Below are 13,273 nucleotides of genomic sequence, written 5' to 3'. Positions count from 1 at the left end.
GTATTCCCTCCTAAACTCATTGTTTTACGCCTGTCAACGTATTTTATTTTTATTACCATTCATCCATAATCTCTTGCATTACTTTTAAACTGGGTTCATAAAACCAAAGACGCTTACCTTTTTCCTTTCTACGTTCTAATAATTTCATTCGAGGATCATGGAGAAACTCTTGTTCAAGAAATGTTTTACTCATACAAGTTCTCTTTGACATTTCGTTAATATCCCATGTGAACAAAGTTTGTCTCATAGTTTCATCTAACTTCTCATTGATGTAATTTCTAATCTCTTCTTGGTTCACTTCGATTTGTACATTTGCGATAGTCATGAATCACGCCTCCACATCAAATGCTTAAAATTTTTCTAATGTGTTTTATATGCTCTTGTGCTTTTGGACCATCTTTTCGTCCACGAATAATATCAGATAGATATGCATTTGAAATTCCTACTAATTTTGCTAGCTCATTCTGAGTCATGTTCCTTTTAAAGATTTCACTTCTTACTTTTGCACCTAAATCTTCAGGCATAACTTAACCTCCTTTTCAACATACTAATGACGTTGCTACCGTCCTGTTAGCTATTATTTTGAATAAGATATACCGTCATTGGCTCGGTATCACAGCACCTCAATAAAAATAAGCTAAATTATTAACTAATTATATTGACTGTTTTTAGCCTTTAATATAGAATATAGACATAGCTAAATAAGACTTATAAAAGCCCGAAAACATTACATTTAATCCGTTCCCCAACGTCAAATGTGTTTTTTATAGGTTGTCTCTTTTTGTTGTCTTTTAGCGAATAACTTAGCTTATGAACAAAGTATATTAGCTTTATAACTAAAAGTCAAACTTTTTTAGTTTAAAGATTAATTTATTTTATTCAGAGCCATGAGGATGGTTGACATGACTACATTTGATAGATTGAAAAGTCTTTGTGAAGAACAGAAAATATCTATTGTTGAATTAGAAGAAAAACTTGGTTTCGGTAGAAACTCTCTTTACGGATGGAAGAAAAAAATTCCGAATGGCGCTAACTTAGAAAAAGTTGCAGACTATTTTGGAGTATCTGTTGACTACCTTCTATGTCGAACTGAAAAGAAACGTTATTTTGATCTAACCGAAAAAGATGAACAAGATATTCAAAATGAACTACAAAAAATGATTGAAGGTTTGTCAACTAGTGGGCATGCTGCTTTTGATGGAAGGACTCTCGATGAGTTAAGCGAGGAAGAACTGGAAGACAGAGAATTATTATTGTCAAGCTTAGAAAATTCCTTAAGACTAGCCAAACGTGTAGCTAAACAGAAGTTCACCCCTAAAAAATATAGAAAATAATAGGAGTGTTCCTTGTGACCCACATTAAATCTTTAGTTAGTCAATTAGTTAAGAAACACGGTACAAATGATCCTTTTAAACTTGCACAGCTCATGGGAATTCTAATTGTATTTGAACCTTTAGGTACTGCACTGGGTTATTATAATAAAAATTTTAGAGTACCTATCATACATATTAACCAAGACGCACCCAAAGAAAAACAATTTTTCATTTGTGCCCATGAGCTTGGACATGCTATTCAACATCCAGATGTTAACACTTCTTTTTTAAGGCAGAACACACTATTTTCCACAGATATTTTAGAAATACAGGCCAACACTTTTGCAGTCGAATTATTGATATTAGATGAATATTTAAATGAACAAAACAATACAAGTTTTACTGTCGTTGAAGCTATTCAAGGTTATGGTATCCCTTCAGAACTTTTAACTTTAAAAAGTTTAGATGGTAAAAAAATTTAACCAAAAACGGAACGTACATTCCCATTGGAAGGAGTGATGCCAATTATTTGAAGTCTCCCCCATCTAACGCCTGTCAACGTTTGAAAGGGAAAAAATATGACTAAAAAAACAGTAATGCATAGATTAAGAAAAGATCCTGAGCTTTATTATTATTTCAATACTAAGGATGAAAAGCGTTTTGCTTATCGACACAGATATTATGATTCATTAGGCAATAGAAGAGAAAAACAAAAACAAGGTTTTAAAAGTGAAAATGAAGCATATAGAGGTTTACTAGAAGTTCGGACAAAGATAATCAATGGAGATGTTAAACAGGTAGCCAAAGCTAACGTTACAATTTCAGAATGGCTTGATATATGGTATGAATCTTCCAATCACGAATGGGGGATTACAACCCGATTACAAAGAGAAAGAGATATCAAAAAACATATGAAGCCTTTACTAGGCCACTATAAAGTAGCTGAATTAGATAAGAGCACTTACAAAATTAAATTTATTCAGAAGTTACTCAAAACAATGAAACCAACAAGCGTTAAACAATTACACAAAGTATTTAAAATTGCAGTGAATGCTGCAGTAGATGCAGAGATAATTCCCCGTAATCGTTTCACTAATATCACTTTTGATGAAGAAACTGTAGGTAACAACTACTTTACAGCACAAGAACTTGTTGAGTTTTTACACATCTGTAAAAAAGTCGAGACAATCACGAATTATTCCATGGGGATGTTTCTTGCCTATACAGGTGTACGTAAGGGGGAAGCTTGCGGATTGAAATGGAGAGACATACAGGATGATATTTGTTCTATCAATTGCACCAGAGACGATAATGGGGTACGGCCACCAAAAACTAAAAATAGCTTTCGTTCTATAGTGATGGATCCCGTACTTGTCAAACAAATGAACATTTATAAGAAATGGTGTAGAGAAACTAGAATTAAATATGGTCTTCCCTTCAATGAAAACACCTATGTATTTATTAATGGTACAAGTGGCTTAGAAATTAACTGCACTATGATTAACAATGCTATGAAGCGAATAATTGAAAAGCATAATCTGAAAGAAGTGACTCCTCATGGTTTACGCCATACACACGCTACTATTTTGATGAAAGAAAGAATACCGGTAAAAACTATTTCGGAACGTTTAGGTAATAGTCCGGAAATGATTAATAATGTTTATGGGCACAATCTCAAAGAATTAGAATTAGAAGCTGTCCAAGTGTTTGGAGATGCATTAAAAATAATCTAATTGGGGGAGGTTTTGGGGGAGGTTTTGGGGGAGGTTTTGGGGGAGGTTTTATTTATACCCTCCTTCAACCCCTGAAGAATCAAGTTTTCTTCGATAACAAAATATTACTCATTGTAGTGTATCTATTAATTAAAGTGAAGTTTTTTATACTCAGGAACATTGTAATAATAACAATTTTATGAACTTCCTCAGAATCACAATAACCCCCAAAGGAAATCGGGTGCATTTGGGGGGACAAACAGATAAGGTTTATATGAATTGTTTATTTGATTCTGTCTTAGGCTCTAGTGTTAAGAATAATTGTCTCTGTACAATAATTTGTTCTTACATATGCTAAATATTAACAACTGAGAAATTTCCTCACTCTCATCTCCGTCACGAGGACCTATGATTGAAAGGTCCTTTTTATTTTTCTTAAAAATCACAACTATAATGATTTAAGCTCCTTAATGATGCAGTCTAGTTTTTTTTCTATTTGAGATAGTTGACTTTTTTGATCACTCATAATTTTCTTTTCGGAGTGTTCTTCCTCTAACATTTCTTGTAGGGATATTCCTTCTCCAATCGTCCCAATAAGTAGACCTAGTGTTTCGAAAGCAGAACCTAAGAACTCCAATGTTGGGCCTAAGTTAGGCTGCTCAATGAATTTTTCGTTGTTTTTGGAATGCATATCTTGTCTAACATCCTTTGGCTGTCTTTTGTCTAGAATATGCCAACATAAGAGTGTTGGTTATTTTGTGGAGAACAACAACGATATTACTTTCTTTACAGAGGCACACCTTCTCTACATTGAATATAGAGAGGCAATTTAAATGCTGTTGTAGACCACTAGCGGGAACATATTTAATATGCTATTTAGGACCTTTTTTCTTAGGGTCTAAATAAAAACGCCCTTGCTTGTTTGAATGGCTTGAATAACATGTGATAAAGCATAATTGCTAATAATATAGACAAGGAAGCATGTTAATGAATAATAAGAATGATTTACAAAATGATTCAAGTTCAGAATCAACGGATCTTCTAGTAGCTAAATTAGCACTTTTCGGAGCTACACTTACTACAATAGGAGATGGAATAGCAGCTTTAGCAGCAGGTATTGCACTTAAAGGATTAGAAAATACAAATAATCAAAAATCCTCTGAGCAGTCAAATCAATCGGCTCAAATAGAACAAATGCAAAAACAAATTAATGAATTAACAAGAAAGTTAGATAAAATTGAGCGTAGTAAGAGATAAAAAATTGTCTCTTACTTTTTACTTTCTGTTTTATACATAAGCCTCCGTTTAGCCTTTATCCAATTGTATGGCATTTATATTTTTACCTTTTTTATACTATAAAGAGTATGAATCACTTTTTTTTAGGTAAATCTATACCTAACTGAAATAAATTGAGGTGTGATATGAATTTTCCTTTAATACATACAAATTTTTGGGATGCTGTAATAGCTATACCTGTAATCATAATTATCACTCAAATAATCAAAATTCTTTTTCGCGTACAAGCCAAAAATGTCCCTTTCATAGCCTTGATCTTAGGCCTTATTATTTCTGTCTTTATCAGCCATCGCCATCATATTGTTGCGGGCCTTTTTATGGGTTGGTTTTATGGTTATGCAGCTATAGGGAATTATTCAGCTTTAAAAGTATCGTTAAGGGCATATAGGAAAAAGTAATATATCAAACTGAAATATTGAACATTTTATACACCCATACCATATATACCAAACAACAATCATTCATATAAGATACTTTTAAATTTTCTATGAGCTATATATATTTCTAGTGCACTAAAATCATATCATTTATTTTAATTTTCACTTAATTATCCACAACTGTGGTAAAGTTGTTGATAACTCCTTAATCCACTCCACTTTTACATTCGCTTCGAACTTTTAGGAATGTTAATGTCCTCTATTTATACTTCCTTTTTGTCAGTTACACTTTGACTCTATTGATTAGTTCCTACTTCTAAGATTATTCCCCTTCCATTTTATATAAAATAAAAAACGCTCCTAATAGGAACGTTCTGACTTAAATTATCTATGTTTCCTCATAGCCTGTTCAATGCTAGAATGTGTCTCTACACCTTTAAAATCAATTCCTAATTGTATGGTTGTTTGTGCAATACTAGGGCGAACCCCTGAAAGTGAGGTACTCACTCCAATTAACTTTAGTGCACTGATCATTTGAAATAATTGTTGTGCAACCATAGTATCCACAACCGGAACGCCTAACAAATCAATATATAAGTGTTTGATTTTCATATCCGCACATTGTTGAAGTGATTGTTCTAAAATTACTTTAGCCCTATTTGTATCTACTTCCCCAATTAGTGGTAGCAATGCGGAGTCAGCCGTTAATTTAATAACTGGTGCACTTAATTCAATAATCATCTCTTGTTGGGATTTCAATCTTATTTGAGATTGCTCTATAAACTCTTTAGTAAACTTAAGAATAATATCATTGATTGTAGACAAAATAGCGGTACTAAATTCAATTATCTGTTTGTCACTTAGTTCGTTCTCATATTTTGATACAAATTCCTCTAATAATTCTAAATAAAGATATTGTTGATGAAAAAATTCCCCTATTATTTCCGTAAGGGGGGTACGTTGATGACCATTGTCATTGACTATTACTTCGATAAAGTCATCAAAACTTTTTAGACCTTCTTCACTAGAATTGTTAAACAACTCTACAAATTTCTCATGGAATAGATGGTTCTGCTCTTTAAGCAATTGTATTTCCTCTTGATTATTAGTACTATAAATTCCATTTAGATCTTTGTTAAGATTCTCGTACCATTTTTCTGTTAGATCCCATGTTTTACTTTTAAGAAAATTATAAAATTTTTCATTACTGACCATTTAATTTTCCTACTTCCGTTAATGATTCAATCTTGTAAAACAATTTTTTGTACCAATATTTTGATAGTAACATAGATTTTTTTTATTTCCAATATTATAATTTTTATCCAATATGATATAGCGATTGTACAACTAAGCTTCTAACTATCAAATAAATAGGACATACTCTCAATCGAAACTTTACTATCTTTCCATATTTAATAAAGCATTATATGAAGTAAGCTATTCCTTTTCCTCTATCGAATATTTTACCACTTGGCTACTTTTTCTTCTTGTTTAGAACAAACACATAATCATAATTATAAAGGAGACAATAAGAACAAACATAAAGCGATAAAGGATGTATCAAATGTGGACTTCTTTCATTCCCAAGAATCACTTACAGCAATTCAATGGATTCTAAGAGCGGTTGTTGCTTTCTTCTTTTTACTCTTTGCGACAAAAGTTATGGGCCAGCGTTCAATTTCACAGTTAAGATTGCTCGACTTTGCTATGGCAATATCTATCGGTAATATTATCGCTCACCCCTTGTCTGATGAAGGTTTAGGAATGAAGGGGTCCATGATTACCATGTCTGCTTTAGTTATTTTATATACACTCGGTGTCTCATTAAGCCTAAAGTGGACTCTGTTTCGCCATTTTATAGACCACCCTCCCATTCCACTTATTAAAAACGGAAAGATTGTTGATGCAAACTTACGTAAGGCAAGAATTTCTCTTGAGTTTCTTCTATCAGAATTAAGAAAAGAAAAGATAGAAGATGTACAAAAAGTCGCTTGTGCTTTATGGGAGCCAGACGGTTCTATTTCTAGTTTTTTATACCCTCAACACCAAACTCCTACTCGAGCAGATATGAATATAGTTCCTGAAGCCGTCCCTCTTCCTTCTGTCCTTATTAAAGAAGGGAAAATTAACTACGATGTATTAAACAAAACAAATCATAGTAAGGAGTGGCTAATAAATAAAGTCGAGTCAGCATATAACGTGGACATAAGTAATGTCTTATTAGCCACAATCGACCAGAAGGATACCTTTCAAGCATTTTTATATAAATAGAGAATTTTAACTAAAGGCCATCAGTTTAGCGAAATACAGGAATGAGTGAAGAGGGAACACACTTTTAGAATTTGGTTATTAAAAAGCTTTGAAACGTTGAAGTACAACGTTTCAAAGCTTTTTTAACCACTTGAAAACAATCAAGTAGACTTCTCCTTGACCAACTGAAATGGTTCAAGGCTTTCAATTTGTTTAACCGATTTGTAATCAGCCACACTAACAATCTGTTCTTCTGATGAAAGAACAGTCTGCAAACCATTTAATATAGATTTAGCCGCTAAGATTAATATTGTTAACAAAACAATAGGTACTAAAGAAATCCACGGGTAAGATGTCCAAAGAAAACTCCACCACATCCCTAACGTACCTGCCCATTCACTAGTTGGAGAAATTGGCTTAGAATATCCAAACAAATCATCTTTGAAGGCTATTCCTCCAATAAATATACTTAAAACACCTAAGTGAGCCATGAGAATGAGCGATTGTATAAACTCCCTGATAAAGATTATATATAATTGTGGCATTAAAAACGGTTTAATGTGATTTGTAATAATGCGCCAAGATCTTGCTCCTAACGTTCGAGAGCATTCAATAAATTCCATTTTGTTTATTAATTGCACTTCATTAGCTATTAGTATGGAATTGGTTGGAATAAAAACAATGGATACAACTAAAATATAGAGCATTACTAGATCCCAATAAGAGTTGGTTGCCTCCATCATCAATATCCCTTGAAAACTAACCCAATTTAAAATCAAAAATGCGAACAAAGTAATTGGAAAATAATTAATAGTATCTGCAAGATATTTAATTGGAGTCTTAATCTTTTGAAGATAAAAATGAATGATAAACCCAAAGAATATGGAGGGAACGACTCTAATAATTGAAATAACTATTCCTGCGAATATAGTGTATTTGGCCCCAACGATCATTACAACTACAATGTTTCTTCCGAAATTATCAGTCCCTAAAGGTGGATATGCTTTACCACTATAAGGTGCTCGTATAGGTTTCCCGCTACTATCAAGCAACAATCCTACCGTAGGTATTCGATCTTGATAAATAAGAAAATACAATATACTTATTGATAATAATCCACTAATTATACTAAAACCCAAAAGGAACTGCTTATTTTTAAAAACTCTTTTCATTATATTCACTTATATCACCATTCCAATCTTTGACCAGTTTGCTTATAGATAATTTTCGTGACAAGTGTATATAAAATGAAAATTGGTATATAAATCATAATTAGCGTAAAGGCAATTATGTCAGGGTTGGGATATGCAATAATAAATGAAAATATCCCATTTATATTAAATAATTTTTCAAAAACTACCATAGAAGATAACAGTATTAAAATAATGGATTTGCTATGAATAATAATGTTAGGAGCAATATTTCTTAGAACATGCGAAAAGAATAATTCGGAACTGTTAAATCCTTTACTTTTAGCTAAAAGTATATAAGTTTTCTCCAACTCTTCATTTGCCAAATAAAGAATGACTTTAAAAACCATAACAGCAGGGATTAATGACAAAGAAATCATTGGTAAAAAGTACGTTTTATTTTGAGAAGTTCCAGCAGTTGAAAAAAGTAAAGTACCTGTCCGTTTATAATAAAACAGCACTGCTAACTGAATAATTATAATAATGAGTAAGTCCGGCAATGATTCTAATAGTGAAACTATTTTTACGATAAATTGATTACTTTTTTGGGGTAATAGTATAGTCAAATAAGTTATAAAAATCCCAATGACTATAGATATTAATAATGCCGTAAGAAATAAAATCATAGAATAGAAATAGTTATCCCAAAAATCAATAAAAATGGAGTACTCAAAACCGGTTGGTCCAATAAACACTATATTTTGGGGACTAGTCAATCCTTGAATGATTTGAATGATGTTATCCAAATACATACCAATGTTTAACTGAATACCCTTTGTAAACAATCCTACAAATGCACTTAGAAGAATCAAACCGAAGACAACGCAAAAAAAGCGCAAAATAGATTCTAATATATGTTTCAAATAGTCCCCCCCTTCCTCCTTGTTAAATACAATGTACACTATATGGCATTTTACTTGTATTAAAATTTTGAATTTAAAGTAATTTCATACTATATATTCCACAGAAATTGTAGAACTTTATTTAATAATTATAAAAGATGGGTTGGTCAAAATATGACACAACCCATCTTCTATAATTATTTATCAAATTTTATACCTTTTAATAAATCCGCAAAAGCATTATTAATCGGTTCTTCTTCTTTATTTTGCTTTTTCAAATACTGCTGTACCGATTTTTTATCAACTTTACCGCCACCTTCTTTTTTACGGCGGGCCTCAAATGCAGATAATTTCTCACGATAGCCACATTTACATACGAAAATTTGTCCTTCCCCTTCACCACGAAGCTCTAACTTTTTCTTACATTGCGGGCAGCGAGCGTTCGTCACACGTGCCACATTCTTACGGTGACCACATTCACGATCTTGGCAGACAAGCATTTTACCTTTTTTGCCGTTAACTTCAAGCATCGGTTTTCCACAGTCAGGGCAAGATTTAGTGGATATGTTATCGTGTTTATATTTCTTATTACTGCTTTTTATATCAGAAACGATTTCTTTCGTATATTTCTTCATTTCAGCAATGAATATTTCTTTTTTTAGTTTGCCGTTAGCTATAGCCTCTAGCTTTTGTTCCCATTCCCCTGTTAGTGTAGGGGATTTTAATTCTTCAGGTACTAAATCAAGTAATTGTCGACCTTTGGAAGTAATGTGAATATCTTTACCACGCTTCTCAATTAAAAATGAATTAAATAGCTTATCGATGATGTCGGCACGTGTTGCAACCGTACCTAATCCGCCTGTGGACTTTAACGTGTCTGCGAGCTGTTTATTCTGCATTTCCATATACTTCGTAGGGTTTTCCATTGCTGTTAATAAAGTTGCTTCATTAAAGCGTGCAGGTGGCTTTGTTTGGCCAGAGGTTTGAGCGATCAACTTGACGTTTAACGAATCGCCCTTTTCGATTCTTGGTAAAATCTGTTCTTTTAAATCATCCGTTGACTCATCTTCAAAGTGATTTTGATAGACCTCTTTCCAACCACTTGTTAGAATTGTTTTTCCTCTAGCAACAAAGTTCTCATCACCGATTTTCGCACGCAACGTTAATTGTTCGTACTCAAATGCTGGGAATAGAACAGATAGGAAACGTTTAACAACTAAATCATAAATTTTGCGTTCTTTATCATTAAAGGCAGAGAAATTTACATAACCTTCCGTTGGTATAATAGCATGGTGATCTGAAACCTTGCTGTCATCTACAAATGATTTAGAAGCTTTTATCGACTTGTTCAAGATTTTGTTGGCTAACGGTCTATATTCTCCTACTGCGCAAGCTTTTAAACGTTCCGGAAGGGTGCTAACAATATCAGATGAGATGAAGCGTGAATCTGTACGAGGATAAGTTAATACTTTGTGTTGCTCATACAGCTTTTGCATGATATTCAATGTTTCTTTTGCAGAGTAACCAAAAATTTTATTTGCATCACGTTGTAACTCGGTTAAATCATATAGACCAGGAGCAAACGATTTCTTATGCTTTTTCTCAACTTCCGTTACTATAGCGTTTCCTTTACCAATCTTTTTCACGATATCATCAATTTTTTCTTTTTCAAAGCTACGACCATTTCCTTTAGAATCTTGCCAAGTAAGCTTTAAATTGTCTACTGTTTGCGCTTCAATTCCATAGTAAGTCTGAGCCTTGAAATGTTTTATTTCATCTTCACGCTTTGCAATAATAGCCACTACTGGAGTCTGAACTCGTCCACAATTTAGCTGTGCATTGAATTTTGTAGATAGCGCACGGCTGGCATTAAGACCAATATACCAATCTGCCTCAGAACGAGCTACAGCAGATGAATAGAGGTTTTCATACGCTTTGCCAGGCTTTAAGTTTGCAAAGCCATCTTTAATCGCTTTATCAGTTACAGAAGAAATCCATAGGCGTTTAATCGGCTTATTTACTTTCGCTTTTGCAATAATCCAGCGAGCAACTAATTCGCCTTCTCGACCTGCGTCAGTAGCTATAATAATTTCATTGATATCGCCACGCGTTAGCTGCGATTTAACAGCATTATATTGTTTACCTGATTGTTTTATCACAGTCAGTTTAAGGTTTTCTGGTAACATCGGTAAATCTTCTAAATTCCACGTTTTATATTTAACATCATAGCTTTCTGGATCTGCTAATGTTACTAGGTGTCCTAGTGCCCATGTAACTACATAATCTTTGCCCTCTATATATCCATTTCCTTTTTTATCACATTTAAGTACCCGTGCAATATCTCTTGCAACAGATGGTTTTTCTGCTAATACTAAGCGTTTTGCCATTCATAACATCCTTTCGTAAATCCCTATGATTAATATATCATAGGTTTCCGTTAGATTCAGTTAGCACGCCAAGATGTTGCCTAACTGTTCTTAATAAGAGAAGCTCATGCTGAAGCTAGACAAATAATTATTAAAAAAATGTATAATTGTTTCCACTCTCCGCGGTCACTTTCCGTGCGGTGAGAACGATTAATCAACCCCATCGCTTGAGCGTCATTTGTGATGTCTTATCTCTCTCACTCATCACGCTGGAGACGCCACCTCTATCCAATTAGCCAAGTAATATATCTTCCTATCTTATAGTCTCATTTTGAAGTTAACTCTATATTAAGAAACCTAAATTATTCCCTACTATTCCTTTCTTTTGCAGATACACTAGTATTTATGAGCTACTTCGCCTCTATTAAAATATGGAACCAAAATCTGTTGGCTAAATAATCCTTCTAGTTTCGCAGGGATATGTATAAACTTTTCAGCTGAAGCTACATCCATCCACACAATCTCCTCTATTTCATCTGGACGCGAAAGAACCAAATCTCCACCTATACGTTTCCCTTTAAAGGTGATAAAAATAGAATGCTGTTTTACATTTTCAATAAAGGCTTCATTTACAAAGATAATTCCCTCTATCGCGATATCTATGCCTGTCTCTTCTTTAGTTTCTCGAATCGCTGCTTCCTGTAGAGTTTCTCCTTTTTCTACTCTTCCTCCTGGAAGTGTATAGTAAGAGCCATGACCCCCTTTGTTTTTAACCATTAAAACCTGCTTACCACTTTCATCAAAAAGAAGTATATAAACAACCTTTACATTTTCCACACTTTTCTCCCCTTTCCTTACTCCATCAAAATGAAAGGATAATCAGCCTATACAGGTTGATTATCCTTTGTTTAAATTTTTACTTATACTAGCTTCTGTCCACAATTTGGGCAGAAGTTTGCACCAGTTGTTTTTTGTCCACAGTTCGGACAGAAGTTCGGCATTTGACCACCGCCGGCATTACTACTGCTTGGTTGGTTAGTTTGGGAAGAAGCCTGGCTTTGACTTTGATTTGGATTACTCTGGTTCATGTTTTTCATCATTTCATTTGCCATATTCATGCCCATCATCATTCCCGCCATATCCGAGGCTGCTCCTGATCCAGAAAGCTTTCCTGAAGCCATCGCATCCGTAACAGAAACCTGTTGGTATTTGGAGAGATCTCCGATCATCCCATGGGATGCATTCTTTGTGATCATATCTTGGATTTCCTTTGGATAATTGAAGCTCATAATATTGAACCCAGTGATTTTCATACCCATATCCATGATTTGCATATCTAGATCATCCTTAATACCCCCAGCTATATCTGAGGCATTTGCCTGTAGGTTGAACATATCCTTACCTTCGCGGCTTATCCATTTCATCAATAGCTGATCCAAAACAGAAGTAATACGAATCTTTACGTCATCCACAAGATAGCTTGTGCGCACGCCTGCAACCTTATCGATTAGTCCCACATAGTCATTAACTTTAAAATTAAATGTACCATTCGCACGAATTGGCATTCCTCCAGGTAGCTGAGGTGTTGGGATATTAATAGGGTTCTGAGTTCCCCACTTTACGGTAAATTCCTTCGTATTAACGAAAAGCACCTCAACACGCATCCCGCTGTTAAAACCGAATCTAAATCCTTTTAAAGTGGAAAGAAAAGGTACGATTTGAGACTCAATATCATACTCGCCATCATCCTCAAAAATCCCTTCGATGCGTCCACCATTAAAAAACACAGCATCCTGGCCAGGTCGGATGATTAGCTTGCTTCCTTTCTTAATTTCTTCATTGTTCCATTTCCAGAAAATCATATCTTCTCTAAATTCTCGCCATTCCACTACATCTGAAAATTGATTTCTAAAAAAAGACATTATCT

General features: G+C 33.9%; 15 protein-coding genes. 6 read left to right on the top strand and 9 right to left on the bottom strand.

Going from position 1 to position 13,273, the window contains the following annotated elements:
* Positions 1-52: 52 nt before the first annotated feature.
* Together MHB55_RS02800 and MHB55_RS02795 are read right to left on the bottom strand one after the other, a co-directional pair.
* The gene (locus tag MHB55_RS02800) at positions 53-325 is read right to left on the bottom strand and encodes a hypothetical protein (RefSeq protein ID WP_340862502.1); all 273 of its coding nucleotides are present in this window, start codon (positions 323-325) and stop codon (positions 53-55) included.
* A 16-nt stretch (positions 326-341) separates the two neighbouring features.
* Positions 342-524, bottom strand: a complete 183-nt coding sequence (locus tag MHB55_RS02795; protein WP_340862501.1) for a helix-turn-helix domain-containing protein — start codon at positions 522-524, stop codon at positions 342-344.
* Between the two features lie 378 nt (positions 525-902).
* On the opposite strand from MHB55_RS02795, the gene MHB55_RS02790 reads away from it, so the two are divergent.
* From MHB55_RS02790 to MHB55_RS02780, 3 genes are all read left to right on the top strand, one after another.
* A complete protein-coding gene (locus MHB55_RS02790; protein ID WP_340862500.1) occupies positions 903-1,334 on the top strand; it encodes a helix-turn-helix domain-containing protein in 432 nt (143 codons plus the stop codon).
* Positions 1,335-1,348: 14 nt separating this feature from the next.
* Positions 1,349-1,795, top strand: coding sequence for an ImmA/IrrE family metallo-endopeptidase (locus MHB55_RS02785; RefSeq protein ID WP_340862499.1), 447 nt, complete (start codon positions 1,349-1,351; stop codon positions 1,793-1,795).
* A gap of 96 nt (positions 1,796-1,891) precedes the next feature.
* Positions 1,892-3,046, top strand: a complete 1,155-nt coding sequence (locus MHB55_RS02780; RefSeq protein WP_340862498.1) for a tyrosine-type recombinase/integrase — start codon at positions 1,892-1,894, stop codon at positions 3,044-3,046.
* Between the two features lie 427 nt (positions 3,047-3,473).
* Here the strand turns inward: MHB55_RS02780 and MHB55_RS02775 are convergent, their stop codons facing one another.
* Positions 3,474-3,716: a hypothetical protein gene (locus tag MHB55_RS02775; RefSeq protein ID WP_144539868.1), complete on the bottom strand. Its 243-nt coding sequence runs from the start codon at positions 3,714-3,716 to the stop codon at positions 3,474-3,476.
* Positions 3,717-4,012: 296 nt separating this feature from the next.
* On the opposite strand from MHB55_RS02775, the gene MHB55_RS02770 reads away from it, so the two are divergent.
* Complete coding sequence (locus MHB55_RS02770) at positions 4,013-4,282, top strand: translation initiation factor 2 (protein WP_340862497.1); 270 nt, start codon at positions 4,013-4,015, stop codon at positions 4,280-4,282.
* 164 nt (positions 4,283-4,446) lie between these two features.
* A complete protein-coding gene (locus MHB55_RS02765) occupies positions 4,447-4,719 on the top strand; it encodes a hypothetical protein (RefSeq protein ID WP_340862496.1) in 273 nt (90 codons plus the stop codon).
* A 363-nt stretch (positions 4,720-5,082) separates the two neighbouring features.
* On the opposite strand, the gene MHB55_RS02760 is transcribed toward MHB55_RS02765, so the two are convergent.
* On the bottom strand, positions 5,083-5,913 hold the full coding sequence (locus MHB55_RS02760; protein ID WP_191696939.1) for an STAS domain-containing protein: 831 nt from the start codon (positions 5,911-5,913) through the stop codon (positions 5,083-5,085).
* A 351-nt stretch (positions 5,914-6,264) separates the two neighbouring features.
* On the opposite strand from MHB55_RS02760, the gene MHB55_RS02755 reads away from it, so the two are divergent.
* Positions 6,265-6,969, top strand: coding sequence for a DUF421 domain-containing protein (locus tag MHB55_RS02755; RefSeq protein ID WP_154311563.1), 705 nt, complete (start codon positions 6,265-6,267; stop codon positions 6,967-6,969).
* 140 nt (positions 6,970-7,109) lie between these two features.
* Here the strand turns inward: MHB55_RS02755 and MHB55_RS02750 are convergent, their stop codons facing one another.
* The 5 genes from MHB55_RS02750 to MHB55_RS02730 form a co-directional block, all read right to left on the bottom strand.
* Positions 7,110-8,087, bottom strand: coding sequence for a peptide ABC transporter permease (locus MHB55_RS02750; protein WP_191696940.1), 978 nt, complete (start codon positions 8,085-8,087; stop codon positions 7,110-7,112).
* 47 nt (positions 8,088-8,134) lie between these two features.
* Entirely contained in the window at positions 8,135-9,001 is an 867-nt protein-coding gene (locus tag MHB55_RS02745; RefSeq protein ID WP_225321726.1) for an ABC transporter permease subunit, read from the bottom strand.
* Between the two features lie 176 nt (positions 9,002-9,177).
* Positions 9,178-11,367 (bottom strand): DNA topoisomerase III, encoded by a 2,190-nt coding sequence (locus MHB55_RS02740; RefSeq protein ID WP_154311566.1) that lies wholly within the window; start codon positions 11,365-11,367, stop codon positions 9,178-9,180.
* Positions 11,368-11,742: 375 nt separating this feature from the next.
* The gene (locus MHB55_RS02735; RefSeq protein ID WP_154311568.1) at positions 11,743-12,183 is read right to left on the bottom strand and encodes an NUDIX hydrolase; all 441 of its coding nucleotides are present in this window, start codon (positions 12,181-12,183) and stop codon (positions 11,743-11,745) included.
* Between the two features lie 83 nt (positions 12,184-12,266).
* Entirely contained in the window at positions 12,267-13,268 is a 1,002-nt protein-coding gene (locus MHB55_RS02730) for an SPFH domain-containing protein (RefSeq protein ID WP_154311570.1), read from the bottom strand.
* Positions 13,269-13,273: the final 5 nt, after the last annotated feature.

It is taken from the genome of Psychrobacillus sp. FSL K6-1267 (assembly GCF_038003265.1).
GTDB lineage: Bacteria > Bacillota > Bacilli > Bacillales_A > Planococcaceae > Psychrobacillus > Psychrobacillus faecigallinarum.
The sequence above is the reverse complement of the archived record's forward strand: the minus strand, read 5'-3'. Positions and strand labels throughout refer to the sequence as shown.